Source organism: Bradyrhizobium sp. AZCC 2262, assembly GCF_036924535.1.
Lineage (GTDB): Bacteria > Pseudomonadota > Alphaproteobacteria > Rhizobiales > Xanthobacteraceae > Bradyrhizobium.
Genome location: NZ_JAZHRT010000001.1, coordinates 5389291 through 5416177, shown reverse-complemented (window position 1 = coordinate 5416177; position 26887 = coordinate 5389291). Strand labels below are relative to the sequence as shown.

General features: G+C 64.7%; 27 protein-coding genes. 16 read left to right on the top strand and 11 right to left on the bottom strand.

The annotated features are described in order from the left end of the window. Positions 1-28: 28 nt before the first annotated feature. Genes V1283_RS25500 through cobJ form a run of 7 tightly spaced genes read left to right on the top strand, consistent with a single transcriptional unit; the run spans position 29 to position 7945 of the window. Positions 29-403 (top strand): DUF1636 domain-containing protein, encoded by a 375-nt coding sequence (locus V1283_RS25500; RefSeq protein WP_334389277.1) that lies wholly within the window; start codon positions 29-31, stop codon positions 401-403. Then, complete coding sequence (cobW, locus tag V1283_RS25495; protein WP_334389275.1) at positions 400-1449, top strand: cobalamin biosynthesis protein CobW; 1050 nt, start codon at positions 400-402, stop codon at positions 1447-1449. Before V1283_RS25500 ends, cobW begins: the two co-directional genes overlap by 4 nt. Further along, a complete protein-coding gene (cobN, locus tag V1283_RS25490) occupies positions 1449-4691 on the top strand; it encodes a cobaltochelatase subunit CobN (RefSeq protein ID WP_334389274.1) in 3243 nt (1080 codons plus the stop codon). Before cobW ends, cobN begins: the two co-directional genes overlap by 1 nt. Continuing rightward, positions 4688-5851 (top strand): precorrin-3B synthase, encoded by a 1164-nt coding sequence (gene cobG / locus V1283_RS25485; RefSeq protein ID WP_334389273.1) that lies wholly within the window; start codon positions 4688-4690, stop codon positions 5849-5851. The genes cobN and cobG overlap by 4 nt, the downstream gene beginning before the upstream one ends. Beyond that, positions 5851-6480 (top strand): precorrin-8X methylmutase, encoded by a 630-nt coding sequence (locus V1283_RS25480; RefSeq protein ID WP_334389272.1) that lies wholly within the window; start codon positions 5851-5853, stop codon positions 6478-6480. Before cobG ends, V1283_RS25480 begins: the two co-directional genes overlap by 1 nt. A gap of 2 nt (positions 6481-6482) precedes the next feature. Next, positions 6483-7214 (top strand): precorrin-2 C(20)-methyltransferase, encoded by a 732-nt coding sequence (locus V1283_RS25475; protein WP_334389271.1) that lies wholly within the window; start codon positions 6483-6485, stop codon positions 7212-7214. Continuing rightward, positions 7211-7945 (top strand): precorrin-3B C(17)-methyltransferase, encoded by a 735-nt coding sequence (gene cobJ, locus V1283_RS25470; protein ID WP_334389270.1) that lies wholly within the window; start codon positions 7211-7213, stop codon positions 7943-7945. Before V1283_RS25475 ends, cobJ begins: the two co-directional genes overlap by 4 nt. Here the strand turns inward: cobJ and V1283_RS25465 are convergent. Then, positions 7921-8667 carry a cobalt-precorrin-6A reductase gene (locus tag V1283_RS25465; protein ID WP_334389268.1) on the bottom strand — a complete coding sequence of 249 codons (747 nt, stop codon included), beginning with the start codon at positions 8665-8667 and terminating at the stop codon, positions 7921-7923. The two genes, cobJ and V1283_RS25465, sit on opposite strands and share 25 nt — an antisense overlap. Between V1283_RS25465 and cbiE the strand changes: the two genes are divergently transcribed. The 8 genes from cbiE to V1283_RS25425 all read left to right on the top strand — a co-directional run bounded on the left by cbiE (position 8666) and on the right by V1283_RS25425 (position 14947). Further along, positions 8666-9847, top strand: coding sequence for a precorrin-6y C5,15-methyltransferase (decarboxylating) subunit CbiE (gene cbiE / locus V1283_RS25460; RefSeq protein WP_334389266.1), 1182 nt, complete (start codon positions 8666-8668; stop codon positions 9845-9847). The two genes, V1283_RS25465 and cbiE, sit on opposite strands and share 2 nt — an antisense overlap. Beyond that, positions 9844-10212, top strand: a complete 369-nt coding sequence (locus V1283_RS25455) for a cobalamin biosynthesis protein (protein ID WP_334389265.1) — start codon at positions 9844-9846, stop codon at positions 10210-10212. Before cbiE ends, V1283_RS25455 begins: the two co-directional genes overlap by 4 nt. Beyond that, entirely contained in the window at positions 10209-10991 is a 783-nt protein-coding gene (gene cobM, locus V1283_RS25450; RefSeq protein ID WP_334389264.1) for a precorrin-4 C(11)-methyltransferase, read from the top strand. The genes V1283_RS25455 and cobM overlap by 4 nt, the downstream gene beginning before the upstream one ends. Continuing rightward, positions 10991-12301, top strand: coding sequence for a cobyrinate a,c-diamide synthase (locus V1283_RS25445; RefSeq protein WP_334389263.1), 1311 nt, complete (start codon positions 10991-10993; stop codon positions 12299-12301). Before cobM ends, V1283_RS25445 begins: the two co-directional genes overlap by 1 nt. Continuing rightward, a complete protein-coding gene (gene cobA, locus V1283_RS25440) occupies positions 12298-13029 on the top strand; it encodes a uroporphyrinogen-III C-methyltransferase (protein ID WP_334389262.1) in 732 nt (243 codons plus the stop codon). The genes V1283_RS25445 and cobA overlap by 4 nt, the downstream gene beginning before the upstream one ends. A gap of 102 nt (positions 13030-13131) precedes the next feature. After that, positions 13132-13809 carry an energy-coupling factor ABC transporter permease gene (locus tag V1283_RS25435; RefSeq protein WP_334389261.1) on the top strand — a complete coding sequence of 226 codons (678 nt, stop codon included), beginning with the start codon at positions 13132-13134 and terminating at the stop codon, positions 13807-13809. A 46-nt stretch (positions 13810-13855) separates the two neighbouring features. Continuing rightward, positions 13856-14605: a precorrin-6A synthase (deacetylating) gene (gene cobF, locus V1283_RS25430; RefSeq protein WP_334389260.1), complete on the top strand. Its 750-nt coding sequence runs from the start codon at positions 13856-13858 to the stop codon at positions 14603-14605. Positions 14606-14788: 183 nt separating this feature from the next. Beyond that, positions 14789-14947, top strand: coding sequence for an ankryin (locus V1283_RS25425; protein ID WP_334389258.1), 159 nt, complete (start codon positions 14789-14791; stop codon positions 14945-14947). Between the two features lie 39 nt (positions 14948-14986). On the opposite strand, the gene V1283_RS25420 is transcribed toward V1283_RS25425, so the two are convergent. The 3 genes from V1283_RS25420 to V1283_RS25410 all read right to left on the bottom strand — a co-directional run bounded on the left by V1283_RS25420 (position 14987) and on the right by V1283_RS25410 (position 17638). Continuing rightward, positions 14987-15172, bottom strand: a complete 186-nt coding sequence (locus V1283_RS25420; protein ID WP_334389257.1) for a hypothetical protein — start codon at positions 15170-15172, stop codon at positions 14987-14989. Between the two features lie 305 nt (positions 15173-15477). Beyond that, the gene (locus V1283_RS25415) at positions 15478-16566 is read right to left on the bottom strand and encodes a mandelate racemase/muconate lactonizing enzyme family protein (RefSeq protein ID WP_334389256.1); all 1089 of its coding nucleotides are present in this window, start codon (positions 16564-16566) and stop codon (positions 15478-15480) included. A 643-nt stretch (positions 16567-17209) separates the two neighbouring features. Continuing rightward, entirely contained in the window at positions 17210-17638 is a 429-nt protein-coding gene (locus tag V1283_RS25410; RefSeq protein WP_334389255.1) for a hypothetical protein, read from the bottom strand. 112 nt (positions 17639-17750) lie between these two features. Here V1283_RS25410 and V1283_RS25405 point away from each other — a divergent pair, with 112 nt between their 5' ends. Then, complete coding sequence (locus tag V1283_RS25405) at positions 17751-17951, top strand: hypothetical protein (protein ID WP_334389254.1); 201 nt, start codon at positions 17751-17753, stop codon at positions 17949-17951. A gap of 1017 nt (positions 17952-18968) precedes the next feature. Here the strand turns inward: V1283_RS25405 and V1283_RS25400 are convergent. The 7 genes from V1283_RS25400 to V1283_RS25370 form a co-directional block, all read right to left on the bottom strand. Then, on the bottom strand, positions 18969-19334 hold the full coding sequence (locus tag V1283_RS25400) for a hypothetical protein (RefSeq protein ID WP_334389253.1): 366 nt from the start codon (positions 19332-19334) through the stop codon (positions 18969-18971). A 177-nt stretch (positions 19335-19511) separates the two neighbouring features. Further along, positions 19512-20480 carry an ABC transporter ATP-binding protein gene (locus V1283_RS25395; protein WP_334389252.1) on the bottom strand — a complete coding sequence of 323 codons (969 nt, stop codon included), beginning with the start codon at positions 20478-20480 and terminating at the stop codon, positions 19512-19514. Beyond that, on the bottom strand, positions 20477-21469 hold the full coding sequence (locus tag V1283_RS25390; RefSeq protein WP_334389251.1) for an ABC transporter ATP-binding protein: 993 nt from the start codon (positions 21467-21469) through the stop codon (positions 20477-20479). The genes V1283_RS25395 and V1283_RS25390 overlap by 4 nt, the downstream gene beginning before the upstream one ends. Then, positions 21469-22389: an ABC transporter permease gene (locus V1283_RS25385; RefSeq protein WP_334389250.1), complete on the bottom strand. Its 921-nt coding sequence runs from the start codon at positions 22387-22389 to the stop codon at positions 21469-21471. Before V1283_RS25385 ends, V1283_RS25390 begins: the two co-directional genes overlap by 1 nt. Beyond that, positions 22355-23314 carry an ABC transporter permease gene (locus tag V1283_RS25380; protein WP_334389249.1) on the bottom strand — a complete coding sequence of 320 codons (960 nt, stop codon included), beginning with the start codon at positions 23312-23314 and terminating at the stop codon, positions 22355-22357. Before V1283_RS25380 ends, V1283_RS25385 begins: the two co-directional genes overlap by 35 nt. Positions 23315-23335: 21 nt before the next feature. Further along, on the bottom strand, positions 23336-25132 hold the full coding sequence (locus V1283_RS25375; protein WP_334389248.1) for a peptide ABC transporter substrate-binding protein: 1797 nt from the start codon (positions 25130-25132) through the stop codon (positions 23336-23338). A 258-nt stretch (positions 25133-25390) separates the two neighbouring features. Further along, entirely contained in the window at positions 25391-26809 is a 1419-nt protein-coding gene (locus tag V1283_RS25370) for a M20 family metallopeptidase (RefSeq protein WP_334389246.1), read from the bottom strand. Positions 26810-26887 lie beyond the last annotated feature (78 nt).

Here is a 26887-nt window from a genome sequence, read left to right as displayed (position 1 = left end):
CCTCCCGCTGATTATCCTGGAAGGGGCGATGACTGTCATACTTCACGTCTGCATTACCTGCCGTGCCGGCCAGACGCTCAGCGAGGGCGAGACCGCGCCCGGCAAGCGCCTGCATGCCGCCATTCTCGACGCCGGCGTGCCCGAAGGTGTCAGCGTGGTTCCCGTCGAATGTCTGTCCGCGTGCAGCCAGGGCTGCTCGGTCGCGCTCAGCGCGCCGGGACGATGGTCCTATGTCTACGGCCGTCTGTCGGACGCCAATGCGCGCGATGTGATTGCCGGCGCATCTGCCTATGTGGCGGCGCCCGATGGCATCGTGCCGTGGCGCAGCCGCCCCGAAATTTTCCGCAAGCAATCGCTCGCTCGCATTCCGCCCATTGCCATCGTGCCGGAGGCCGCCGAATGAACTCCCTCACCAAGGTCCCTGTCACCGTCGTCACCGGCTTTCTCGGATCGGGCAAGACGACGCTGATCCGGCATCTGATCACCAACGCCAACGGCAAGAAGCTCGCGGTGCTCGTCAACGAGTTCGGCAGCGAAGGCGTCGATGGCGAGATCCTGAAATCCTGTGCCGATGCCAATTGTCCGGCGGAGAACATCGTTGAGCTCGCCAATGGCTGCATCTGCTGCACCGTGGCCGACGATTTCATTCCAGCCATGGAGCAATTGCTCGCGCGCAAGGTGAGGCCCGATCATATCCTGATCGAGACATCAGGGCTGGCTTTGCCAAAACCATTGCTCAAGGCGTTCGACTGGCCGGAGATCCGCTCGCGGATCACGGTTGACGGCGTAATCGCGCTGGCTGACGCGGAGGCCGTAGCTGCCGGTCGCTTCGCGCCGGATCCGGACGCCGTGGGAGCGCAGCGCGCGGCCGATGACAATCTCGATCACGAGACGCCGCTCTCGGAAGTGTTCGAGGACCAGATCGCCTGCGCCGACATCGTGCTGCTGACCAAAGCGGACCTTGCCGGCTCGGCCGGGCTCGAAGCGGCAAAGGCTGCGATCGAGGCCGAGATGCCGCGCCGTGTGCCGATGCTGCCGGTCGTCGATGGCGCCGTCGATGCGCGCGTGATCCTCGGCCTCGAAGCAGCCGCCGAGGACGATCTTGCCGCGCGTCCCTCGCATCATGACGGCGAGGACGAGCACGAGCACAATGATTTTGCCTCCGTTGTCGTCGATCTTCCGGAAGTGACGGACATCGATGCGCTGGTTGTTTCGATCCAGCGCCTGGCGCGCGAGCAGAATGTGTTGCGCGCCAAGGGCTATATCGCGATCGAAGGCAAGCCGATGCGGCTGCTGCTGCAATCGGTCGGCGAGCGCGTGCGGCATCAATTCGATCAGCCGTGGGGCACGCGAGCGAGGCAATCAAGACTGGTTGTGATCGGCGAACACGGCGACATCGATGAAGCAGCGATCAGAGCAGGACTTGGGATTGCGGGACTAGGCATCTGATGCACGTCGTTTTTCGCGAGAGCCGCGGCCTTGAGGAGACCGCGACGCCCAGAGACATCGGCCAGGACCCGGCCGATCTCGTGGTGCTCTCGTTCTCGGACAGTGATCTTGCAGCCTTCGCGTCGGGCTGGCGGCGCGGGCGCGCCAGCCTGCCGTCTCTGAGGCTCGCCAATCTTGCTGAGCTGCGTCACCCGCTATCGGTGGACACCTATGTCGAGCGAACGCTGTTGCAGGCGCGGGGCATTCTGGTCCGCCTGATCGGGGGAGAATCTTATTGGTCGTATGGGCTGGCTGCCCTGCACCAGTTGGCAAAGGATCGCAACATCGCGCTTGCCGTGCTGCCTGCCGATGGTCGCGACGATGAACGGCTGGAAGTTTTCTCCACGCTGCCGGTCTCAACGCTCAGGCGACTCAAGGTTCTCTGTGACAAGGGCGGCCCGGTTGCTGCGCAGGCGGCGATTGCGCAGCTTGCACTGGCGTCAGGCCTTTATGCGGGACCTGTCGTCGGGGAGATCGACATTCCCGAAGTCGGACTCTACGACCCCACGTGCGGTGTTGTGGCAGTACCCACATTCGAGGGGCGACCGCGTGCGCTGGTCACTTTCTACCGCTCCTATCTCACTGCGGCCGACACCGGTCCGGTCGACGCGCTGATCGCGGCGCTGCGGCAGAAGGGCTTTGAGGCGTACGGCGCATTCGTCACCTCGCTGAAAGCGGCGGGCGTCGCGGATTGGTTGCGCGCGCATTTCGCGCAGCATCCTCCGGCGGCCATCGTCAACGCGACCGCGTTTTCGGCAATCGGCGACGACGGCACGACACCATTCGATGCTGCTGCGTGTCCGGTGTTCCAGGTCGCCTTGTCCACGGCCCGGCGCGAGGATTGGGCGGAATCGCTTCGCGGCCTCGCGCCAGGTGACCTCGCGATGCATGTGGTCTTGCCGGAGGTCGATGGCCGGTTGTTCGCCGGCGTCGTGAGCTTCAAGTCACCGGGCAAGCTCGATCCCGATCTGCAATTCGCTCATCTTGCGCACAGAGCCGACGACGAGCGCGTGAGCGCCGTCGTTGCGCGGGTCGCGGCCTGGCATCGGCTTGCGATCAAGTCGGCCAGCGAGAAACGGCTGGCGATCGTGCTCTCGAACTACCCGGGCCGCCCGCACCAGATCGCCCATGCGGTCGGGCTCGACGCGCTCGCCTCGGTCGAGGCGCTGCTTTCCGATCTCGGCGAAGCCGGCTTCGATGTCGAGGCGACAGACGTGCTTGGCGACATTCTGTTGCGGAAGCAATTGACCTGGAGCGTCGCCGAGTACCGTACGGCGCTGTCAGGCCTATCACGCCAGTTGCGGGATGACCTCACCCGCGCCTGGGGCGCGCCGGAGGACGATCCGAGTTGCCATGGTGGTGCGTTTCGCTTCGCCGCGATCCGCTGCGGCAAGGCCATCATCGCGGTCCAGCCGGAGCGCGGCGAGGTCGGTCAGCGCGATGCCGACTATCACGATCTCTCGCGCACGCCGCGTCATGCCTATGTCGCCTTCTATCTCTGGCTCCAGCGCGAGGCGGTCGACGCCATCATCCACATGGGCGCGCATGGCACGCTCGAATGGCTGCCCGGCAAATCCGTCGCACTGTCGTCCGCGTGCTGGCCGGATGCGCTGATCGGCGATGTGCCGGTGATCTATCCCTTCATCGTCAACGACCCCGGCGAGGCGGCGCAGGCCAAACGGCGGATCGGCGCGGTCACGATCGGACATCTGCCGCCGCCTTTGGCGAAGGCTGCGGTGCCTGAAGGCCTGCGCCAGCTCGAGCGACTGCTCGATGAATATTCGACGGCCGACGGCCTTGATCCGGCGCGCCGCCAGCGCCTGATTGCGGCCATCCGCGATGAAGCGCGTGCCGCCGGGCTGGAAGATGATCTGGGTCTTGGTGCTTCGGCTGGACCAGCCGAAGCCATTCCTTTGATCGATCGCTTCGTCTGCGACCTCAAGGAAAGCCAGCACGGTGACGGCCTGCACGTGTTCGGCCGCGGCGCTTGCGGCGAGGGGGAGAAGGCGGCGCTGCTCGGGGCACTTGCCGGCAGGCGCGTTGCGCCGGGGCCGGCGGGCTCACCATATCGCGGGCGCGAGGACGTGTTGCCCACGGGCCGCAATCTGTTTGCCGTCGACCCCCGCGCCGTACCCACGCCGTCGGCGCATGCGCAAGGCATCAAGCTCGCCGAGGAATTGCTGCGCCGTCACTTGCAGGATCATGGCGACTGGCCGAAGGGGCTCGTCGTCGATCTCTGGGGTTCCTCGACCATGCGCACCGCGGGCGAGGATTTTGCGATGGCCCTGCATCTGGCGGGCGTCGCGCCGCGCTGGGATCACGGATCGGGCCGCGTGACGGGTTACGACATCATCGCGCCGGCCGAGCTCGGCCGTCCCCGCATCGACGTGACGCTGCGCGTATCCGGCTTGTTCCGCGACGTCTTTTCGGGTCTCGCGCAATTGTTCGAGGCGGCGGCTCAAGCGCTCTCGGAGCGCGAGGAGGAGGGCGACGAAAATCCTTATCGTCATCGCGCGTCACGCGTGTTTGCGCCGTGTCCCGGGCAGTATGGCGTCGGCTTGTCGTCGATACCTGCCGTCTTCACGCAGGAATCGCGCGATGCGGCCGGCGAGGCCTGGCTGTCGGCATCGTCCTGGGCCTTCTCGTCCGATGGCGCGATGCAGCCCGACCGCGCGGGCATCGAGGCACGGCTCTCTGCCGCCGATGCCTTTGTCCATACCCAGGATCTGCCGGAGACAGACCTGCTGCTCGCTGCTGACTATGCGGCGCATGAGGCGGGCATCGCGGCTGCCGCGGCGCGGCTCGGCAACGCGGTGGAGCTCTATCATCTCGATGCCACGCGTCCCGATCAGCCGCGTGCGCGCAGATTGACCGAGGAGATATCACGCGTGGTGCGTGCGCGCGCTGCCTATCCGGCCTGGATCGTGGGCATGATGCGCCACGGCTTTCGTGGTGCAGCCGAAATCACCGCGACGCTCGAGCACATGGCCACCTTTGCACATCTTGCTGATGCCGTGCCGCCGCATCTCTTCGATCTCTATTACGATGCGACGCTGGGCAACGACGATGTCCGCGCCTTCATGGCGTGCGAGAATCCGGCAGCGCTCGCCGCGATGGAGACCTGCTTCACCCGCTTGCATGAGGCGTCGCTCTGGAAGACGCGCCGCAATTCGATTGCGGCCGCGCTGCGGGAGGCATCATGAGCGCGGTTGCGATCAAGGGCTCGTGCCCTGGCGCCTTGCGGCCGATGCTATCAGGCGATGGGCTGGTGGTTCGCGTGCGGCCCTTTGGCGGGCGGCTCGATGCAGGGCAGGCGGCTGGCCTTGCTGATCTGGCCGAACGCTACGGCAACGGCCTGATCGACCTGACCAGCCGTGCCAATCTCCAGATCCGTGGCGTGAGCCATGACGGTCATTTGCCTCTGCTCGACGGGCTCATGCTCCTGGGGTTGCTCGATCCTGATTCAGAGACCGAATCGCGGCGCAACATTCTGGTGACGCCGTTCTGGCGCGCCGGCGATGATACATGTTCGCTTGCGATCGAACTCGAGCGGGCTCTCGCCGGCAGCTCTCTCGATCTTCCGACCAAGTTTGGCTTTGCGGTTGATGACGGGAAGGAGCGCGTGCTCACGACAGCGTCGGCTGATGTGCGCATCGAGCGCGATCCTGATGGCAAGCTCACCGTGCGCGCCGACGGTGCAGGACTTGGTCGCTCCGTCACGCGGACGGAAGTGGTCGATGTCGCACTTGCGATCGCCGAATGGTTCGTGGCGTCGGGCGGAGCCAAGGGCGGGCGAGGGCGGATGGCGGCCCATCTTCGTGCCGGCGCGCGGCTGCCCGAAGCGCTGCGCGGCCATGCCAGACCCGCAGCCGCGACGGTCGCGCCGCTGCCCGGCCTTTATCCGCAGGGTGCACTGGTCGGCGCGACGTTCGGACAACTGACCCATTCGGCGCTTCGCCATCTCGCCGGTTACGGGCAGGCGCTTCGCATGACGCCGTGTCGGATGGTGCTGGTGGAGGGTTTGCGCGAGATGCCTCGCCGCGAGGACGTCATCACACAAGCCGATGACCCGGCGCTTCGCGTGATCGCTTGCAGCGGTGCTCCGCGCTGTCGGGAGGCGCATGCCGATACGCGCGCGCTGGCGACAGCGCTCGCCCCCCGCATCGCCGCAGACGCCCGGCTTCATGTCTCCGGTTGCGCCAAGGGCTGCGCCCATTCCGGCCCGGCGTCGATCACGCTGGTTGCGACCAGCGAAGGATTTGATCTCGTCCGTGACGGCTCGACGCGCGATATGCCGATCAGGCGCGGCCTGCGCGGTGCGAGCATCGTCAAAGACCCGTCGATCGTGGCGGGAGCACACTGATGCCGCACGTCTATGAGACCGACGGCGCGGCGATCTACCGGCAATCCTTTGCCACCATCCGGGCAGAGGCAGATCTTGGCCGCTTCTCGGCCGACGAAGAGCCGGTGGCCGTGCGCATGATCCACGCTGTCGGCATGGTGGGTCTCGAAGCGCATATCCACTTCACGCCCGGCATGGCCGGGACCGCGCGCTCCGCCCTTGAGAACGGCGCGCCGATTCTCTGCGATGCACGGATGGTGTCGGAGGGAATTACGCGTGCGCGACTGCCGGCCGGCAACGCGGTCATCTGCACGCTCGGCGATGCCGCCGTTCCCGCGCTCGCGCAGTCCATGCGCAATACTCGTTCCGCCGCGGCGCTGGAGCTGTGGCGGCCGCACCTTGAGGGCGCGATCGTCGCGATCGGCAATGCGCCGACCGCGCTGTTTCATCTCCTCAACATGCTGGAGGACCGCGATTGCCCGAGGCCGGCGGCGATCATTGGTTGCCCCGTTGGTTTCGTAGGCGCGGCTGAATCAAAGGCCGCGTTGATGGCCGATCCGCCCGTGCCGGCGCTGACGGTCGAGGGTCGCCTCGGCGGCTCGGCGATCACAGTTGCCGCCGTGAATGCGCTGGCGAGCCGGAGCGAATAGCGATGGGGCGTATCATCTGCTGCGGCCTCGGGCCAGGCGATCCGGACTTGATGAGCGTGCGCGCCGACCGCGAGGTGCGCGCGGCAAAGCACGTCGCCTACTTCCGCAAGAAGGGACGGCCCGGCCAGGCGCGCCGCATCGTCGAGGGGATGCTGGCCGCGGATGTAGCGGAATATCCGATGGAATATCCGGTTACGACGGAGATCGCCTTCGACAGCCCGGACTATGTCCGTCTGCTCTCGGGCTTCTATGACGAATGGGCGGAGCGTCTGGCACGGATAGCCTGCGCCGTCGATGTCGTCGTGCTCTGCGAGGGCGATCCCCACTTCTACGGGTCCTTTATGCATCTGCACGCACGCTTGCAGGGACGAGCCGAGATCGAGGTGATCGCCGGCATTCCCGGCATGGCGGGCTGCTGGAATTCTGTCGGCCAGCCGATCGCCCTTGGCGACGACGTGACGACCGTCTTGATGGGCACGCTGGCCGAGGATGAACTGGAGCGGCGGATGCACAGTTCCGACGCGCTTATCATCATGAAAACCGGACGCAACCTGACAAAGGTGCGTCGCGCGCTTGCCTCCGCCGGCCGTCTGGCAGACGCGTGGCTGGTCGAGCGCGGGACCATGCCGGGCGAGCGCGTCGCGCGACTGATCGATGTCGACGAAGCGGACTGTCCCTACTTCGCGATCGTGCTGGTGCATGGGCATGGGCGGCGCTTGGTATCAGCCGAATGACGGGCACGCTGACCATAGCTGGACTTGGGCCGGGCGACGACGCACTGGTCACGCCGGAAGTCACATCCGCGCTTGCGGCTGCCACCGATATCGTGGGCTATGCACCCTATGTCGCGCGCGTGCGCCCGTGTGACGGGCTGACGCTGCACCCTTCCGATAACCGCGGCGAGTTGCAGCGCGCGAGCGAAGCCTTGCGGCTCGCATCCGAAGGCCATCATGTCGTTGTGGTGTCGTCCGGCGATCCCGGCGTTTTTGCCATGGCGTCGGCCGTGTTCGAGGCGCTCGAGGAGAAGCCGCAATGGCAGGGGCTTTCCATCCGCGTTCTGCCTGGCGTGACCGCAATGCTGGCCGCGGCCGCGCGCGCTGGCGCGCCGCTCGGCCATGATTTCTGCGCGATCAATCTCTCCGACAACCTCAAGCCGTGGCCGGTGATCGAGAAGCGCCTGCGGCTTGCCGCCGAAGCCGACTTTGCAATCGCGATGTATAACCCGCGCTCGGCCAGCCGTCCCGAGGGTTTTGGGCGCGCGCTGGACATCTTGAGCGAAGCGGGTTGCGGCGAACGCATCGTTGTATTCGCGCGAGCAGTCAGCGCGCCAGACGAGCGGATCGAGACGGTCAGGCTGCGTGACGCTCGGTCCGAGATGGCCGACATGCGGACGCTCGTGATTGTCGGCAATTCGGCGACACGCCGCGTCGGCCGCTGGGTCTATGCACCGAGGCAGGCACGATGACCGAGCCATTGCATGACTTCGGCGACGCTTTCTACCCGCAATCGTTTGGGCAATTGCGGGCGCGCGACCATGATGACGGGAAGACCGAGCGCGCGCGCGGCATCGATCTTGGCGTGGGCACCACTTCCCCCGGAATTGCGGGCGACGATCCATTCGATGCCGCGCACTTGCATCATCTCCAGTTCGCCGTCGAGGGTGAACGGCCCGCGCGACACGATCACGTCCGCATCGAACGGAAGCGCGCCCTCGGGCGGATCGACGAACCTCAATGTGTAGGCGTGCTGCGGCCTCGCACCGAAGGGCGCGATATGTTGCCGCCCGATTGCGAGAAACACGCGGGCGCGGTGTTCTGGCAAAGCCGCCACGGCAGAGGCAATATCGGCAACCTCGATCCAGTTGTCGTTGGACGTTCTGGCCCATGGTGCGCGTTCGAGCGCAATCAGCGGCGTTCCGGTTTCTGCGCATGCCGCAGTCGCGTTGCGGCTCATCTCGGCGGCGAACGGATGCGTTGCATCAACCACATGCGTGATACCCTCGCGACGGATGTAGTCGGCAAGGCCACTCGCGCCGCCAAAGCCGCCGATACGGGTCGGCAGCGGCTGGTTCGAGGGTGCACGGGTGCGACCGCCGTAGGAGTAGATCGCGTCAAGTCCTGCGCGCGAAACGTTGTCCGCGAGCAGATTGGCGTCGGCGGTTCCGCCCAGAATGAGGGCGCGCATCATGGCTAATCCCTGGTTGACCATCATCGGTATCGGCGAAGATGGCCTTGCTGGGCTCTCCGAGGCAAGCCGAAAGGCGCTTGCCCAGGCCGAAGTCGTCTTTGGCGGCGAACGCCATCTCGCGCTTGCGGGCGTTGGCAACCGCGGCCGTCCGTGGTCCGTGCCGTTCGATGCGGACAGCGTGCTGAGCTGTCGCGGTCGTCCGACAGCGGTGCTCGCGTCTGGCGATCCGTTCTGGCACGGCGTCGGCGGAACTCTTGCTGAGAAGCTCGAGGCAGGCGAGTGGATCGCCCATTCCGCACCTTCGACATTCTCACTCGTGGCGGCGCGGTTGGGCTGGCGCCTGGAATCCGTCGTCTGTCTCGGACTCCACGCCGCGCCTTTCGAACGGCTGGTGCCGCATCTGACGCGTGGCGCGCAGGTTATTTGCCTGGTGCGGGACGGCAAGGCGGGCGGCGAGCTCGCAACATGGCTGACGGACCACGGCTGGGGTCAGTCAACGATCTGGAGCCTCTCGGCCCTTGGCGGCCCGCGCGAACGCGTCAGGCTGCATCGCGCCGACAGTTACGCGGCCGAGCCCGGCGACGGTCTCGTAGCGGTTGCGCTGGAGGCGAGGGGATCGCAGGGGATCGCGCGCAGCCCTGGTCTCTCGGATGATCGCCTTGCGCACGACGGCCAGATCACCAAACGGCCGATGCGCGCGCTTGCGCTTTCGGTGCTTGCGCCGCGGCCTGGCGAACGATTGTGGGACATCGGCGCAGGCTCCGGTTCGATCTCGGTCGAATGGGCCTTGTGCGGGGGAACGGCGATTGCGATCGAGGCACGCGAAGATCGTGTTGCAAACATTCGGAGCAATGCAGCGGCCTTTGGCCTGACGCATCGGATCACTGTCAAGGAGGGAACGGCGCCTGACATCCTTTCGGGCTTTGATGCGCCGGACGCAGTGTTTATCGGTGGCGGCCTCAACACGGCGATGTTCGATGCCGTCTGGTCGCGCTTGGAGACAGGCACGCGATTGGTGGCGCATGCCGTGACGCTGGAGACCGAGGCGCTTCTCGCGGACCTTCATCAACGCCACGGCGGCGAGCTAATACGCGTGGAGATTGCTCATGCCGCTCCACTGGGTCGGTACCGATCCTGGGAGGCGGCGCGACCGGTCGTGCAATGGAGTGCGGTCAGATGAGGGTGGCCGGTTTGGGATTCAGGCGCGACGTTACGCTTGCCTCGCTGCGCGAGGCGCTCGTCGCCGCCGGCGGCCGCGAGGGCATCGCTGCGGTCGCGACGGTGAGCGACAAGGTGGAATCGGACGCGCTGAAACTCCTGGCGCGTGAACTCGGCGTGCCCATCAAGTCCGTTCCGGCTGAGGTACTGGCTGGTATTGCAACGCTGACCAAGTCGGAGTTCGTCAAGGCAAGATTCGGCACGGGTTCGGTCGCCGAAGCCGCCGCGCTCGCAGCGGCTGGGCGCCACGCGCGCCTGATCTCGACACGAACGGTCTCGCAGGATCGAACAGCCACCGCGGCGATTGCCGAAGGAGAGGGCGAATGACGGTGCACTTCATTGGCGCCGGCCCAGGTGCCGCCGATCTGCTCACTTTGCGCGGACGTGACCTGATCGCGGCTTGTCCGGTTTGTCTCTATGCCGGGTCGCTCGTGCCGGAAGGCGTGCTTGCGCATTGCCCGCCCGGCGCGCGGATCGTCAACACGGCGCCGCTGTCGCTCGGCGGGATCATCGCCGAGATCGCTGCCGCGCATGCGGAAGGCAAGGACGTGGCACGGCTGCATTCCGGCGATCTCTCGATCTGGTCGGCGATGGGCGAGCAGTTGCGCCGCCTGCGCGCGCTTGGCATTTCCTACACTGTCACGCCGGGCGTGCCGGCCTTCTCAGCCGCAGCCGCAGCGCTTGAGGCCGAGCTCACGCTGCCGGGCCTTGCCCAATCCGTCGTGCTGACGCGCTCACCAGGCCGGGCGAGCGCGATGCCGGAGGGCGAGCAGCTTGCTGCCTTTGCCGCGACCGGCGCCGTGCTCGCCATCCATCTGTCGATCCATCTGCTCGACAAGGTCATCGCGGAGCTTACGCCGCATTACGGCGCCAGCTGCCCGGTCGCGATCGTCTGGCGGGCGAGCTGGCCGGATCAGCGCATCGTGCGCGCCACACTTGCAACGGTCGACGCGGCCACCGGCACCGAGCTCGAGCGGACTGCACTCATTCTGGTCGGCAAAACGTTGGGCGCGGAGCAGTTTGCCGAGAGCCGCCTTTATGCTGTTGATTATGACCGCCGCTACCGGCCGGTCGGAGCGGCACCGCGCTTTCCGGAGGCATCGTGATGGCCGCAGGTCTCGTCATCTCGGCGCCCGCATCCGGGGTCGGCAAGACGACGCTGACGCTGGCGCTCGCGCGCGCCTGGTGCGACAGCGGGCTGACCGTGCAGTGCCTCAAGAGCGGCCCCGACTATATCGATCCGGCCTTTCACGCGGCAGCAACCGGGCGCACCTCCGTCAACGTCGATAGCTGGGCCATGGATCGCGAGACGATCGCGCGCCTGATCGGCCGCGGAGCGGATGCGGATATCGTGGTCGCCGAGGGCTCGATGGGTCTGTTCGATGGCGTCGCCGCGCGCGGTGTCACAGGCACCGGTGCAACAGCCGACATTGCGGAGATGATGGGTTGGCCGGTGCTGCTCGTGATCGATCCATCCGGCCAGGCGCAGACAGCCGCGGCGATCGCCGCCGGACTGCGCGATTTCCGCGCGGGCGTCCGGCTTGCCGGCGTGGTCCTCAATCGCGTCGCGAGCCCGCGACATGAGGACCTCGTGCGGCGAGCGATGATGGACGCCGGCATTGCTGTGTTCGGTGCGCTTCCCCGCCATGCCGAGATTACCTTGCCGAAGCGGCATCTTGGCCTGGTGCAGGCGGAAGAGCAGGCGGAGGTGAGCGGCTTGATCGCCGAGGCTGCGCGCTTCGTCAGCGAGCACATCGATCTCGATGCCGTGCTGCGATCGGCTGGCGCCTGGTCGTCGTCGACGCCCGCACGCGAGTTGAAGGTCTCTCCGCCTGGGCAGCGCATTGCGCTCGCGCGAGATGCGGCGTTCTCCTTCGTCTATCCGCACATGCTGGAAGCCTGGCGCGTGGCGGGCGCGGAGATCTCGCCGTTCTCGCCGCTGGCCGATGAGGGGCCCGATGCGAGCGCCGATGTGTGCTGGTTGCCCGGCGGCTATCCCGAGCTGCACGCCGGCCGAATCGCGGCTAACGCGCGGTTTCGCAGCGCATTGCGTGCCTTCGCCAGGACGCGTCCCGTGCATGGCGAGTGCGGGGGCTATATGGCGCTCGGCACCGCCCTGACCGATGCCGACGGCGCACGCCACGAGATGGTCGGCTTGCTTGGCCTTGAGACGAGCTTTGCACGGCGTCGCATGCATCTCGGCTACCGGCTTGCCGAGCTTGCTGCGCCGATACCTGGGCACAAGGCCGGCGCACGGCTGCGCGGCCATGAGTTTCACTATTCGACGATCATCGCGCAGCCCGATACGCCGCTCGCGGTGGTACGCGATGCGACAGGCGCGGTGGTCGCAGAAACGGGCTCGCGGCGCGATAACACCTCCGGTACGTTCTTTCATCTGATCGCGGAGGACCGGTGAGCGGGTTCGTGTCCTTCATTTCCGCTGGTCCCGGCGATCCCGAACTCCTGACGGTGAAAGGGGCCGCTCGGCTGCGCGAGGCCGACGTCGTGCTCTATGACGATCTGGCCTCCGGCGCGATCCTCGATCTTGCTCGCTCCGGCGCCAATCTGGTCGCTGTCGGCAAGCGCGCCGGTCGCCCCTCGACCAAGCAGCAGCATGTCAACCGGCTGCTCATCGACTATGCAGGAACCGGCGCGCGCGTGGTGCGGCTGAAATCGGGCGACGCAGGCATCTTCGGCCGTTTGGAAGAGGAGATCGACGCGCTCCGCGCGGCAGGCATCGGCTATGAGGTCATCCCGGGCGTCACCTCGGCCTGCGTCGCTGCGGCACAGGCCGGCATTCCCCTGACCCGGCGTCATACCTCGCGCCGGGTGCAGTTCGTGACCGGCGCCGATGTCACGGGCGAGCTACCCGCGAACCTGAACTGGGCGGCGCTCGCCGATCCGGACGCGACGACGGTCGTCTATATGGGACGGCGCACATTCCCGGCTTTGGCCGCCAAGCTGATCGAGCACGGGCTCGCGCCGAATACGCCGGCGCTCTTTGCAGAATCCCTGGGACGCGCCGACGAGCGACTCATTCGCACGACGATCTCAGAGCTTGCGGAGCAACTTGCCCGAGGAGGCGCCGCGACGACGGCCGCCGTCATCCTGTTCGGCGCGTTGGCGCGAAGTCCTTCGTCATGACGCCGCCGCCGAGTCTCGCTCGCCCCTTGACGCGTACTCTGCAGAAGGGGCAATTTTTGACACCAACGCCGTCGGATGTGACGGCAGGAAGGACGTAAGGCCATGCATATCGAACCGGAAATCGTGACGGGCGCAAAACTCGTGCTGAGCTATGCGACGGGAATTGCGGCGGGCGGCGTTGCGCTCAAGCTTGCGGCCGATGCCGTGCGTGAGCAGGGCGTCGCTTCATTTGTCGTGCGTACGGTTGCGACCACAGCGCTGGTGTTCTGGTTTTTCGAGATCCTGCCGCACTTCCGGGTCGGCGTCTCCGAGGTGCACTTCATCCTCGGTTCCACACTATTCCTGCTGTTCGGTGCCGCACCTGCCGCGTTGGGACTGGCGTTCGGTCTTCTGCTGCAAGGTCTGTTCTTCGTGCCGACCGACCTGCCGCAATACGGCATGAACGTGACGACGCTGCTGGTGCCGCTGTTCGCGATCCAGGCGCTGGCCCAGCGCGTCATTCCCCACAACACCGCCTATGTTGACTTGAAGTATCGCCAGGCGCTGGCGCTTTCCACCGCCTATCAGTCCGGCATCGTGGCGTGGGTTGCGTTCTGGGCGATCTATGGTGCGGGCTTCGGCGCCACCAACCTCGCCAACATTGCGACCTTTGCGGGGTCTTACGCGCTGGTCATCGTGATCGAGCCGCTGGCTGATCTCGCCGTACTCGCGCTGGCAAAGTCATTGCGCGGCGTCACGGCCGAAGGCTTGGTTACCCCGCGCCTGCACAACGCAGCATAGCGACAACATGAGGGGCGGTCGTTTGCGGCCGCCCTTCGCTGAAGACATGCTGACGCTCTCCCTGATAGGCATCGGCTGCGGCGATCCCGCGCAGCTCACGCTTGCCGCGATCCGCGCGGTCAACGGCGCCGATCTCGTCCTTATCCCGCGCAAGGGTACCGCGAAATCCGATCTCGCGGAATTGCGGCGGACGATCTGCGCCGACGTGCTCACCAACGACAAGACGCGCATCGCAGAGTTCGATCTGCCGGCCCGCGACGCCGGCGAGGCTGATTACCGCAAAGGTGTAGACGACTGGCACGATGCTGTCGCCGCGACCTGGTCGCAAGCGATCGCAGGCCATCTTGGAAGCACCGGGCGCGTTGCGCTGCTGATCTGGGGCGACCCGTCGCTCTACGATTCCAGCCTGCGGATCGCACGACGGCTTGATCCGTTGCCGGCGATCGAGGTCTTTCCGGGCATCACATCGATCCAGGCGCTGTGCGCGGCGCATGCGCTGCCGCTGAACGACATCGGCGAGCCCTTCCTGGTCACGACAGGCCGGCAGTTGCGCGAAGGTGGCTGGCCGGCCGGCACGAATACCGTGGTGGTAATGCTCGACGGCGGCGCGGCTTTCCAGTCGTTGACCCCCGAAGGACTACATATCTGGTGGGGCGCCTATCTCGGTATGCCCGATCAAATCATCATGTCCGGTGAGCTCGCCGCGGTGGGTCCTCGCATCGTCGCTGCGCGGCAGGAGGCGCGCGAACGGCATGGCTGGATCATGGACAGCTACGTCCTCAAACGCAGATCGTGACACGGCTGACGCCGAGGCGGTTTGTGCGCCGTGCCACCGCTGCTATGTTTTCTGATGGCCTGTGGCCGGAGCTTCTTGATGCATTTCCTCGCCGCTCTTCTTGTCGCGCTGCTGGCCGTTCTGCCGGCGTCGGCGCAGGTCGTCTGCAATGGACCGCGCTGATCGAATCGATCGTGCTCGGCGATGGCGGCAAGAACCACACCGAGACCTTGCGCGCTTTTGGTCGACGCTGGCGCCGACGTCAATATTCCCGATGGCAGCGGATCGACGCCGCTCAAGCTCGCGCGAAGCCGCCTCTATCGCGAGATGGTTGCGATTCTGGAGAAGGCCGGGGCGAAGTGACGCGTAGCCGCGGATTGAGAATATAGAGCTCCGCCGCTTTCATCCGGCTCGCGAAGCTGCTCCCCTGAGAGCTCCGCTTTCTTCAATTCGCACTTCGTCTTCAATCCGAACGTCGAACCAACCCAGATCAGTCAGCTCGCGTGCTTTCTTTTCGGCAGCCTCGCGACTTTCCCGCTTCAGAACGATGCGGCTCGCGCCATCGCGGGCAAAAATGGAATGGGGCATTTGAATTCCTATTCTTCCTCTGAAATCGAGGGAAAAAGGTCGCAGGCATTTTCGCACTGCGACCTTTGAGGCCCAATAAGTCGGTAATAAAAACGTTTCGATCCGCCGTGCTATGAGGGGATACTGATCTACGCAGCGTAGATACTGGAGTCATAATTGCTGTTCCGGAGCAGGAACCGTGCCGGTGTTGCGGCCATGCGACATGAAATTTGTGAACGTGACGCCCTGGAGTTGTCGGGCCTTTGTAATCCACGCGGTGGCAATCCTGCGGTGAGGAATGATCTGCGGTGGCGAAGCCGTTCCGACTATCGCGCGAGCTGCGCCAATCCCTTCCAGTCGAAGGTGATGCCATGACCGGGCCGCATTGGCGCGAGCGCCATGCCTTGCTCGAGGACGAGCGGATGCTCGATATATCGATCGAGTCCGAATCCGTGCGCCTCGAGATAGGAACGATTTGGACAGGCCGCGAGAAGGTGGACCGTGACGTCGTGTGCGCCGTGGCTGGTGACCGGCAGATTGAATGCTTCTGCGAGCCGCGCGATCTTCATGAAGGCCGTGACGCCGCCGCAATTGGTGACGTCGGGCTCGGGATAGGACACCGCGCCAGCCGCGATATAGTTCTTGAACTCCCAGAGCGAGCGCAGGTTCTCGCCGGCCGCGATCGGCACGCCGCCGGCCGCCATGATGCGGGCATGACCGGCAACGTCATCGGGAATGATCGGCTCCTCGAGCCAGGTGAGGTCGCAGGGCTGCAAGGCGCGGGCGGCGCGGATAGCTTCCTCGACCGTCCATTTCATGTTGGCATCCGCCATCAGGGGAAAGCCGCTGCCAAGATGTTTGCGCATCGCCTGCACGCGCGCGACGTCGGAGGCGAGATCCGGGCGGCCGACCTTCATCTTGATGGCGCGAAAGCCCTTGGCAAGATTATCGTCGGTTTGCTTGAGAAGCGCTTCGACGGAAAGATCGAGGTCGATGCCGCCGGCGTAACAGGGCACGCGGGCGTCGAAGCCACCGAGCAGACGGAACAGCGGCAGACCGGCGCGGCGCGCCTTCAGGTCCCACAGGGCGATATCGAGCGCCGAGAGCGCAAGCACGGGCGGTCCGCCGCGCCCGCCATAATGCAGGCCCCACCAGACGTGATGCCAGATGGCTTCGGTGTCGTCGGCTTGCCGGCCCTCAACCAGTTCGGGGATCTCCCGCCTGAGAATGTCTGCAATCGCGCCGCCATTACGGCCGACGGTGTAGGTATAGCCCGTGCCTTCAGACCCATCCGAATCGCGAACCCGGCATGTCACCAATTCGAAGGCTGCGATTTCGCCGTGTGTGCTGTCGGAGAGGGTAACCGTCAGCGGGATCCGATAGAGTCCGGTCTCGATCGATTTGATGAGTGCCATTGATTTCCACCCGAGTTTCTTCCTGCATGTTTGGTTGGGAACGCCAGTAGTTCGGCTTGGCTCCTGTCCTCTTCCGTCCACTTTACCGTCGAACGGTTGATCGGCTTCAGCGAAATACCCGCACGGCGCAAAGGGCACGTACAAATACGGTGAGCTAACCGTTCCCGTTTTCAAATCAGGAAATCAAGCGCAAGCTTCCGCTGTACGTTGTGGGCAACAACCGAAGCTTAATGATTGCGCCGCAGATTTGTCTTAGGTTGCACATGGGGACCACACACCCGGCATCAGCAGGGTGTTCATGGATGGAGGCTTGGATGCCCAGACAATTCGGCTTGAAGGTAACATCGTCGGCCGCACGGCCGGCGTCCGCAGCATCATCACGCGCCACGCCGGGCCGGAATGAATCGGCGCCGGCATTGAAGAGCCGTTCGCCGGGCAGTTCCGCGGCGTCAAATCTCGCTTCCCAATGCTCGGAGCTGCCGTTCTCGCCTGCGAGCTGGCGGGGCTGCCGTGGCCGGCGATCCATCTCGGCAGACTGAAAATCCCCGTCCCGGGTAGGGTAACGCCAAGCAGCTGCATATAATGCAGCCGGACATGCCGGCTGCGGCGAGGCGCTTGCCTTTGATTTTGGCCGCGCCGTGCCTCAACTGCCCTGCTCGGGAAGATCGCCAAGCAGATTTGACAGCTTGACCGCAAGCTTTCGCAGCCGGGCGTTCTCTTCGAGCAGCACTGAAATGTTGTCGGTTTCCTGAGGCATCTCGTCTGCCCGGAGTCCATCGACTTCGTCGAGCAGCGGCGACAGGGCGATGAGAAGTTCGTCGCTCTGATGCAGTGCATCATTTACCTGACGCACGCTATTGTCGTCGCGCAGCGGCACGACGTTGTCGGCCTGTTCGACAATTCGAAATGCATCGCGGCGGGCCTGTCCGTCGTGCGGCGGATGTTCGATACTCATGACACATTCCTGTTCACAGGGTGGCCCGATCGTCGGTTCGCCGATGAGCTTTCCATTGAGTCGAGGGCGAATTTGCGTCGGAAAGAGAACGACGATGAGGCTCGGCGAAAAGGTCACACGTCCCTAGCGTCACACGGCAGATCGGATTAGGCCAAATTTTTGACGTATCGCAGTCCTTTCTGATGTTTACGCGGCTGGGGAGCAAGCCATCTTATTTTGAGGCGTACCGATGACGGATTTCCTGACCAGTGCGGATCACTGGCGCAAGCGCGCAGAACTGACGCGGGCGTTAGCCGCGAATGCCGTTAAGGACCAAGGGCGCCTGCTCAAGGTTGCGGAGGAATACGACCGCCTGGCGGCTCACGCCGAACGGCGGCGAAGCGCACCGGTCCCGGCCGGCTCCTACGCTCCGGCAAGCCAGCCCGAGTAAATCGCCTTCCATCGAAAATCGCCGAGAGAAGCGGGCATTTCCGCTTTAGCTGGCGCTTGGCGATGCCGAAGCGGCGCAGAAAATGCGCCGCTATACCCAGATGTGTGACCTGTAAAACACAACCACGGGGTAACGTTCAAAGCATTGTGATCATGCGATTGCAGGGGAATCAACGAATCACCTAGACCGTTAGCGGGGCTGGGAAGCGGAGAGTGAGTATGAGAGTCGCTTCCTTAGAAAGTGTACTGACGGCGGCTACGCTGGTACTGGCCATCGTCATCGTGTTGTGGGGAATCAAGATTTTCCACGGTGTATGAGCAGGGCGAGCTGGCGTCGAACTAGAGACCTCCGGTCTAGAAGAGGTTCACGACAAAGGCGTCACTTCCGCGGCGGCGGAGGCCTTTTCATTTCTAGTTGCCGACGCATGGTTCGCCGGAGGCTTGTCCCTTCCGACGCGTTTCGAGTTTGGTTTACGGCCTGGCGCAAATTAGGCACAGGCCGCGAGAGGCATTGGTTTCAAGTCCGGCATGCATTTTGGTTTTTATCTGATGATCGCAGCGCTCGTTCTCATGGGGCTGGAAGTTCTTTATGCGCTTTATCAATTGGCCACGTTTCTTTGAGAGAACTTTTCGGCTCTGATTGAATCAGAACCCGTCTTAGATTGTTGTTTTAACGCGTTTTACTGACGCGAGCCGGTCCAGTCCTGAGGACATGCTCCGCTCGAAGACGCCACACTTCGCACGCGCAGGCTGCGGCGCCACGCCGCGCGCGCTGCGAAATTCGCCGCAATCACGCCGCTTTAGCGCCGGGGTCGCGTCCGCGCGCTTCCAATTTTAGTCGCAAAATTGCCTGCCGACTCACCTCATTCTCCGCGCGCGACAAAGCGACGACTGGGGGCTCGTTCCGCATTTTTAAAATTGGAGTATCATCATGCGAGTAGACCATCCGCAGCTTAATAAGCGAGACCGACGCGCAGAACCCTCATTTTGGGTTGAGGAACCGACCGACGACGCTCTTTCACTGCTTGAGAATGCCCTTCGTGGGGACGAGCCCGCCCTTCGTCGCGACGAACACGCCGACGAAGCTCATTCGCTGATCGAAGAGAATGCCCGGCTTCGGGAGCTTTTGTCCCAGCTTACTGATCTCATTCGCAAAAACGGCGTTCACCAGAGGTAACGCCCACGATCCGATCTCGGCCCCGCCCCGGCGAAAAGTGGTTGAACCGCTGCCGGGGCGGGGCCGCATTATTTTCGACGATTGAATTTTATGACGCCGCCCGCACGAGAAGTGGCGGATAGCCGGAGCGCCGCTGGCAAGCTTCGACAAAAAGCCGGCCACCTGCCGCAGCCAACAGTGACCTGTTTCAAAAAAGCGGCCGTTCAAGAAACGACCCCAGCTTCGGGGGCTGAGGTCCACTGGGGTCGTTCTATGCCGGGGCGCGCCGATCCCCATGCGACCCGGCATGCCCGTAAGTTAAAATCTGATTCCAACCACTGTCTGTAGGGAACCCGACAGTGGCTCGATTCAAAAAAGCGGCGGGCCTGTTTCAGCCAGTACCCGTCAGGCCAGGTGGCAGGCCACGAAATGCCCGTCGCTGCCTTGCTTCAGTTCGGGCGCGCTTTCCCGGCAGCGCGGCTCGGCGATCGGGCAGCGGGTGTGAAAGTGACAGCCGCGCGGCGGGTTCATCGGGCTCGGCACGTCGCCTTGCAGGCGGATCCGCTTGCGCTTCACCTTCGGGTCCGGCACCGGCACGGCGGAGAGCAGCGCCTGGGTATAGGGGTGCCGCGGATGGCGGTAGAGGTCGCTCGCGTCAGCCAGTTCGACGATGCGCCCCAGATACATCACCGCCACGCGGTCGGAAATATGCTCCACCACGGATAGATCGTGGGCGACGAACAGATAGGTCAGGTTGAGTTCGGCCTGCAGATCCTCCAGCAGGTTGATCACCTGCGCCTGAATGGACACGTCGAGCGCGGACACCGGCTCGTCGCACACGATGAACTTCGGCTCCACCGCGAGCGCGCGCGCGATCACGATGCGCTGGCGCTGGCCGCCGGAAAATTCGTGCGGGTAGCGGCGCATGTGCTCGGCCTTCAGTCCGACCTTGACGAGCAGGCTCGCCACGCGGTCGTCCCGCTCGCTTGTCGAGGAGGTGAGCTCGTGGATGGTGAAGGCTTCGCCAAGGATCGCGCCGACGGTCATGCGCGGATTGAGCGAGGCAAAGGGGTCCTGAAACACGATCTGCATGTTGCGCCGCATGGCGCGCAGGTCGCCGCCGGAAAGGCCACGCATGTCCTGTCCGTCAAAGACGATCTCGCCTTCGCTGGGTTCGACGAGGCGCAGCACGCAGCGCGCCGTGGTGGACTTGCCGCAACCGGACTCGCCGACCAGTCCGAGCGTTTCGCCGCGGTTGACCGCAAACGACACGCCGTCCACCGCATGAACGCGCCCGACCTCGCGCGACAACAAGCCGCCCTTGACGGAAAAATGCTTCTTCAGCCCGGTGACGCGGAGCAGGGGTTCGCTCATGCGCTCGCTCCCTGCGTCTCGCCGAGGTGACAGGCCATGCGGTGGCCAGGTGCGACCTCGCGCAGCACCGGTTCCTTTGCGGAGCAGGGCGCGAAGGCGAAGCGGCAGCGCGGCGCGAAGCGGCAGCCGGGCGCGGGATTGATCAGGATCGGCACCGAGCCGCCGATCGCCTCCAGCCGGGTCTTGTGCGCGCTGTCGAGATCGATGCGCGGGATCGAACGGATCAGGCCCTGCGTGTACGGATGGCGCGGGCTTGCGAACAGGCTGTCGACATCGGCCTCTTCCACCACCTTGCCGGCATACATGACGACGACGCGCTGCGCGGTTTCGGCGACCACGCCCATCGCATGGGTGATCAGCATGACCGCCATGCCGAAGCGTTCCTTCATGTCCTGCAGGAGGTCGAGGATTTGCGCCTGGATGGTGACGTCGAGCGCGGTGGTCGGCTCGTCGGCGATGACGAGTTTTGGCTTGCAGGCCAGCGCCATGGCAATCATGACGCGCTGGCGCATGCCGCCGGAGAACTGGTGCGGATAATCGTGAACACGGCCTTCCGCATTGGGGATCTGCACCAGCTTGAACATCTCCACCGTGCGGGCGAGCGCGTCCTTTCTCGAGAGACCCTCGTGGCGGCGCAGGCTTTCGGCGACCTGCTCGCCGACCGACAGCACCGGGTTGAGCGAGGTCATCGGCTCCTGGAAGATGAAGCCGATCTCCTTGGCCCTGATGTGGTCCAGCTCACTGCTTGTGAGCGGCACGAGATCGCGGCCCTCGAACAGGATCTGGCCTTCGACGATGCGGCCCGGCGGCATCGCGATCAGCTTCAGGATCGACATCGCCGTGACGGTCTTGCCGCAGCCGGATTCCCCGACCACGCAGAGCGTCTCGCCCTTGTTGAGCGCGATGTCGACGCCGTCGACCGCCTGCAGCATGCCGTCGTCGGTGGCAAAGTGAGTCTTCAGGCCCTTGATCTCGAGGAGCGGCGCCATCAGATCACCCGCCTTGCATCGAGCGCGTCGCGCATGCCGTCGCCGATGAAATTGATGGCGACGACGGCTACGAAGATCGCCCCGCCCGGAAACAGCGCCCAGTGGGCGGCGATGTCGAGAAAGTCCTTGGCGTCGAACAATAGCCGTCCCCACGTCGGCACGTCGGGCGGGAAGCCGAGGCCGAGAAAGGACAGGGTCGATTCCGCGATGATGGCGGCGGCGACGTCGATGGTGCCGGCAATGATCACCGGTCCGAGCGCGTTGGGCAGGATGTGGCGCACCACCTGCCGCAGCGGGCTGGCGCCGAGCGCGCGGGCGGCTTCGACAAAATCCTTTTCGCGCAGCGAGAGGAATTGCGCGCGCACCAGGCGGGCGACGGGCATCCAGCGCAGGCCGCCAATGACGAGCACGATGAGAATGAAGATGCCGCCCTCGGGGCCGAAGGCGGCCTTGAGCCCGTCGCGGAACAAATAGATCAGCAGCAGCAGCAGCGGCAGTTGCGGCAGCGAGAGGAAGAGGTCGGTGAGCCACATCAGCGCATGCCCGAGCGCGCCGCGCGACATGCCGGCGAGCGCGCCGATCAGCGTGCCGATGATGACGGAGACCGCCATCGCGGCCAGCCCGACCGCGAGCGAGATCCGTCCGCCGTAGATCATGCGGGCGAGGATATCCTGTCCGAGATCGTCGGTGCCGAAGGGATGGGCGAGCGAGGGGCCTTCGAGGCGCGCATTGAAATCGATGTCGTTGATGGCAACGCGCCAGATGAAGGGACCGAATACCACGGCCGCGATCAGGACGAGCAGCAGCACCGCGCTGACCACGGCGAGCTTGTGGCGGCGATAGCGCCGCCAGGTCTCGCGCCAGGGCGACCAGGCCGGCCGCCGCTCAGCGGAGGGAGATGCGAGGGTCAAGCCAGCCATAAAGCACATCCGCGATCAGGTTGAAGAGCACGACGAGACAGGCGAAGACGAAAGTCACCGCCATCACGACCGGCGTGTCGTTGGAAAGGATGGAGGAAATCAGGAGCGAGCCGATGCCCGGAATGCGAAAAATCTGCTCGGTGACGATGGCGCCGCCGAACACGGCGGGCATCTGCAGCGCGACCAGCGTGACGACCGGGATCATCGCGTTGCGCATCGCATGCTTGACGATCACCCGGGCCTGCCCGAGGCCCTTGGCGCGGGCGGTGGTGACGTAGTCGAGCCGGATCACGTCGAGCATGGCCGAGCGCACGAAGCGCGTCATCGAGGCGGCCTGAAACAGCCCGAGCACCATCACCGGCATGATGGCCTGCCGAACCTGTTCGATCACCCAGCGAAAGCCGGTCGCCTTGATGTCGGTGGTGTAGACGAAAGGCAGCCAGTCCAGCGTGATCGAAAACACCAGGATGAACAAAAGACCAGTGAAGAAGGTCGGCAGCGAAAAGCCGATAAAGGCGAGCGTGTTGGCGATCTGGTCGAAGATCGAGTAGGGCCGCGTCGCGGCATAGACCCCGACCGGTATCGCGATCGCGAGCGCCAGCAGTTGCGCCGAGCCGATCACATAGAGCGTCGTCGGCAGGCGCTGCAGGATCAGCGTGTCGACGTTCATCCGGCTGACAAAGGAAAAGCCCCAGTCGCCCCGCAGCATGGCCGTGATCCAGTGCAGGTAACGCAGATAGATCGGGTCGTCGAGGCCGAACTTGGTCCGAAGCGCGGCAGCTACTTCGGGCGGCACGTTGGGATTGGTCGCGAGTTCACTGAAGGGATCGCCGGGCGCCAGCGCCAGCACGATGAACAGCACGAGCGAGATGCCGAGCAGGCTCGGAACCGCGATCAGGAGACGACGCAGCACATACTGGCTCATGAGGGAAAAATCCCGTCGCGATTATCCCGTCGCCTCCCGGTACCAGTCGAACAGATTATCGGTCTCGTTGGCCCAGCCGCTGACCACCGGCCGCAGCGAATTGGCGGCCGCTTCCACTTTCAAGCGGTGCATCGCCGGGATGAACACCGTGTCCTGAAACATCAGGTCGTTGCACTTGATATAAAGCGCGGCGCGCTTGAGCGGGTCGGTTTCGTTCTCCGCCGCATCGATTGCCGCGTCGTAATCCTTGTTGACCCAGCGCGGGAAATTCGTGCCCTGCCACTTGTTCTCCTTGGTGGCCACGAAGCGCGAATGATAGCGGCGCATGTGCTGCGCCGGATCGGGTTGGCTCATCGGGATCTGGAACATCTCGAGGTCGGCGTAGAACTTGGCGTAGGTGTCGGGATTGGCGACGTCGGAGGAGAAGAACACCGAGGCGACCACCGATTTCAGCTCCACATCGATGCCAGCCTTCTGGCAGGCCTGCTTGACGATGGCCTGGGTCTTCTGGCGCGGCCCGTTGATCGCGGTCTGGTACAGCAGCTTCAGCTTCTTGCCGTCCTTTTCGCGGATGCCGTCCGCACCCGCTTTCCATCCGGCATCCTCCAGCAGCTTGGCCGCTTTCTCGATTGAGAATTCCCAGCTGGTGTTCTTGGAGACGAACTGCTCGGGGCCGTTGAGGAAATTGGGGGTGGTGCGTCCGGCCCGTCCGTAGATGACTTTCTTGATGGCGTCGCGATCGACCAGCAGGGAAAGCGCCTTGCGCACGGCCGGATCGGACAGCAGCGGATGCTTGGTCTTGATCGAGGAGCGCTCGCCGTCGACCTCGGTGTTGGGATCGGTGAAGTTCAGTGCGATGAATTCGGTATCGCCGCCGACCGCATAGACGGTCTTGCCCTTGCCGCCCTTTTCCAGCCGCAGCAGGACGTCGTCTTCCACCTGGATGTTCCAGCCGAAATCATATTCGCCGGTCTGGATGACGGCGCGCGCGGCCGAGACGGCATCGCCGCCGCCCTTCATTTCGATGGCGTCGAAGTGGGGGCGGTTCGGCATGTGGTAGTCGGAATAGAGCTCGCCGCGGATGACATCGCCCGGTCTGAACTCGACGAATTTGTAGGGACCGGTGCCGACGGGGATGAGGTTGTTTGGGGCCTCGCGGGACTTGGCGCCCTTATATTCCGCGAACAAATGTTTTGGGATGATGCTGCCGGGGGCGCCGACAAAGGCATCGGCCCAGAACGGCGTCGGCTTCTTGAAGACGATGCGGACCGTGAGGTCGTCGACCTTCTCGACGGTGATGTCGCGGTGAATGCCGATGGTCACGGCGGCGGTGGCGGGATCGCGGGCGTATTCCCAGTTGAACACCACGTCATCGGCGGTGAAGGGCTTGCCGTCGTGCCATTTCACGCCGGGCTTGAGCTTCCAGGTCACGGACATGCCGTCGGCGGCCAGCCCGCCATTCTGCAGCGAGGGAATTTCGGCGGCGAGAACCAGCTTCATGTTGCCGTCGGGATCCCAGCAGGCGAGCGGCTCATAGAACAGCCGCGAGCCGTCCTGGTCCTTGGTGCCGGTGGCGAAATGTGGATTGAGCAGGGTCGGTCCCTGCCACCACAGCAGCTTCAGCGCGCCGCCGCCGCCCCGCTTGGTCGGCTTGTAGACGGACGGGCCCTCGGCCATGGCGACGCCGCCGACCGCCAGAATCTGCGTGGCCATGGGTGCGGTGAGACCGAAAGCCAGCATGCGCTGAACGAAGCTGCGGCGGTCCATCCGGCCGTCCTTCACCTCGTCGATCATGGTTCGCAGTTCGTTGTCCAGCATCGTTGTCCCCGTGTCTGGTTCTGGTGTGTTGCGGCGCGCCGCCGGGCGGCAGCGTCGGGTGTCCCTTTGGTAAGATGGCACACCAAATGCCCCGGAGGTCAACGTCCCCGGATTGACAATTCGCAGGATGGCGAAGGGTCGTGATTTTTGCTTGGGCAGAATTGCGCTGCGCCGCACATCGCTTTGGCAATCCGGCGCCAAAGCGCGCTGAATCGTGCTCTGCGCTGCAAAAAATTTGTTCGCCGGACCCCGGTCGGGTCAGGCCAGCGACATGTCCAGCGGTGGCGCCACGCTGTCCGGCAGCGGACTGACATAGGGGGTGCGGGTGGTGCGCTTGTTCAGGTCGGCCTTGGCGGCGGCGATCAGGTCCGGTTCCGTCAGCGCCCTGACGCCGAGTGCCGCCATCGCCTTGGCGGCCTGCACCATGGCCTTGTGCGCGCCCGGGCTCTTGCCCTGCGCCACCACCTGCCAGGTGTGGAACGGGGTACCGATGGCAACGGTCGGGGAATGGACCTGAACAGTGGGCACGACCCAGCTGACGTCGCCGACGTCGGTCGAGCCGATTTGCGGGTTGCGCTTGGCATCCAGCGGGACGATGAAATCGGCCAGCGGCCGGTCGGTCGGCTCCATGCCGATCGAGTAATAGACGGTCTCAATGTCCTTCTCGGTCAGGGTGGAGCGGATTTTTGCGGCGAAATCCTTGTCGGTCTCGTCGAAATGCGGGGGACCGAGTTCTTCCATGATGCCATGGAGAGTCCGCTCGAGCGGCGTGTTCGGCAATATGTTGGAGACGGCGGAAATGATCTTCATCTCCACCCTGGTTTCGGTCATCAGCGCCGCGCCCTGCGCGATCTTGTGGACGCGTTCCACCAGTTCGTTCATGCCGGGCAGGTCGCGGGCGCGGATCGAATAGCGCACGCGCGCATGGGCCTGCACCACGTTGGGGGCGATGCCGCCGGTGTCGAGCAGCGCGTAATGGACGCGGGCGTCGCTCGGCATGTGCTCGCGCATGTAATTGACGCCGACATTCATCAGTTCGACCGCATCGAGCGCGCTGCGGCCGAGATGCGGCGAGGCCGCGGCATGCGAGGTGCGCCCGGTGAAGATGAAATCGGCGCGCGTGTTGGCGAGCGAAGGCGTCACCACGACTTCCCAGAAGCTCGACGGGTGCCAGGTGATTGCGATGTCGGCGCCGTCGAAGGCGCCGTCACGCACCATGAAGGCCTTCGCCGCGCCGCCTTCCTCCGCGGGGCAGCCGTAATAGCGCACGCGCCCCGGCACTTTGTGTTCGGCGAGCCAATCTTTCACGGCCGTGGCCGCAAGCAGCGCAGCCGAACCGAGCAGATTGTGGCCGCAACCATGGCCATGGCCGCCGGCCTGGAGCGGGCGAGGTACGGCCACGCCGGCTTCCTGGCTGAGACCGGGCAGGGCGTCATATTCGCCGAGGAAGGCGATCACGGGGCCGCCTTCGCCCCATTCACCCATCAGGGCGGTGGGAATGCCTGCGACCTGCTCGGTGATGCGGAAACCCTGATGGCGCAACTCGGCCAGATGTTCGGCGGACGAGCGCGCCTCGGTGTAGCAGACCTCGGGCATCGCCCAGACCCGGTCGCTCAATTCGACGAAGCGCGGCTTGATGGTGTCGACGCCACGCCAGATGTTACTGCGATTATCCATCTTCCGGTTCCCAATTCTGAAGGCGATGTGAGCCGTGAATTGTTATCAGCTTCGCCAGACGATGCCAGCGCCGGAGCA

Coding starts and splice junctions, on each gene's coding strand:
- V1283_RS25500 (WP_334389277.1), top strand. CDS start 29: ATGACTGTCATACTTCACGTCTGCATTACCTGCCGTGCCGGCCAGACG.
- cobW (WP_334389275.1), top strand. CDS start 400: ATGAACTCCCTCACCAAGGTCCCTGTCACCGTCGTCACCGGCTTTCTC.
- cobN (WP_334389274.1), top strand. CDS start 1,449: ATGCACGTCGTTTTTCGCGAGAGCCGCGGCCTTGAGGAGACCGCGACG.
- cobG (WP_334389273.1), top strand. CDS start 4,688: ATGAGCGCGGTTGCGATCAAGGGCTCGTGCCCTGGCGCCTTGCGGCCG.
- V1283_RS25480 (WP_334389272.1), top strand. CDS start 5,851: ATGCCGCACGTCTATGAGACCGACGGCGCGGCGATCTACCGGCAATCC.
- V1283_RS25475 (WP_334389271.1), top strand. CDS start 6,483: ATGGGGCGTATCATCTGCTGCGGCCTCGGGCCAGGCGATCCGGACTTG.
- cobJ (WP_334389270.1), top strand. CDS start 7,211: ATGACGGGCACGCTGACCATAGCTGGACTTGGGCCGGGCGACGACGCA.
- cbiE (WP_334389266.1), top strand. CDS start 8,666: ATGGCTAATCCCTGGTTGACCATCATCGGTATCGGCGAAGATGGCCTT.
- V1283_RS25465 (WP_334389268.1), bottom strand. CDS start 8,667: ATGATGCGCGCCCTCATTCTGGGCGGAACCGCCGACGCCAATCTGCTC.
- V1283_RS25455 (WP_334389265.1), top strand. CDS start 9,844: ATGAGGGTGGCCGGTTTGGGATTCAGGCGCGACGTTACGCTTGCCTCG.
- cobM (WP_334389264.1), top strand. CDS start 10,209: ATGACGGTGCACTTCATTGGCGCCGGCCCAGGTGCCGCCGATCTGCTC.
- V1283_RS25445 (WP_334389263.1), top strand. CDS start 10,991: ATGGCCGCAGGTCTCGTCATCTCGGCGCCCGCATCCGGGGTCGGCAAG.
- V1283_RS25435 (WP_334389261.1), top strand. CDS start 13,132: ATGCATATCGAACCGGAAATCGTGACGGGCGCAAAACTCGTGCTGAGC.
- cobF (WP_334389260.1), top strand. CDS start 13,856: ATGCTGACGCTCTCCCTGATAGGCATCGGCTGCGGCGATCCCGCGCAG.
- V1283_RS25425 (WP_334389258.1), top strand. CDS start 14,789: ATGGCGGCAAGAACCACACCGAGACCTTGCGCGCTTTTGGTCGACGCT.
- V1283_RS25420 (WP_334389257.1), bottom strand. CDS start 15,172: ATGCCCCATTCCATTTTTGCCCGCGATGGCGCGAGCCGCATCGTTCTG.
- V1283_RS25415 (WP_334389256.1), bottom strand. CDS start 16,566: ATGGCACTCATCAAATCGATCGAGACCGGACTCTATCGGATCCCGCTG.
- V1283_RS25405 (WP_334389254.1), top strand. CDS start 17,751: ATGACGGATTTCCTGACCAGTGCGGATCACTGGCGCAAGCGCGCAGAA.
- V1283_RS25395 (WP_334389252.1), bottom strand. CDS start 20,480: ATGAGCGAACCCCTGCTCCGCGTCACCGGGCTGAAGAAGCATTTTTCC.
- V1283_RS25390 (WP_334389251.1), bottom strand. CDS start 21,469: ATGGCGCCGCTCCTCGAGATCAAGGGCCTGAAGACTCACTTTGCCACC.
- V1283_RS25385 (WP_334389250.1), bottom strand. CDS start 22,389: ATGGCTGGCTTGACCCTCGCATCTCCCTCCGCTGAGCGGCGGCCGGCC.
- V1283_RS25380 (WP_334389249.1), bottom strand. CDS start 23,314: ATGAGCCAGTATGTGCTGCGTCGTCTCCTGATCGCGGTTCCGAGCCTG.
- V1283_RS25375 (WP_334389248.1), bottom strand. CDS start 25,132: ATGCTGGACAACGAACTGCGAACCATGATCGACGAGGTGAAGGACGGC.
- V1283_RS25370 (WP_334389246.1), bottom strand. CDS start 26,809: ATGGATAATCGCAGTAACATCTGGCGTGGCGTCGACACCATCAAGCCG.